Below are 257 nucleotides of genomic sequence, written 5' to 3' on the forward strand. Positions count from 1 at the left end.
TGCTTGCAATGATCGCTGTTGTTGCTGTACATTTTGGTGCCCTTGGAAATTTTCTTCCAAATTTTTTGCTTTTTCTCCTATACCAATTTCACGATCTTCTCCCTGTTGTTCTCCTGAAAGAAAACCCTGTTTCAATTGGTTTTGTTCTGCTGGTGTTAAATGTTCTTGATCCATACTGTTGTCCTTCTCTTTTTCAGACAATTAAAATGATGTTTTTTCAAATGAAGTCATTTATCTTTACGCATATGCCCTCTGCA

Source organism: Bartonella sp. AA86SXKL (assembly GCF_042196885.1).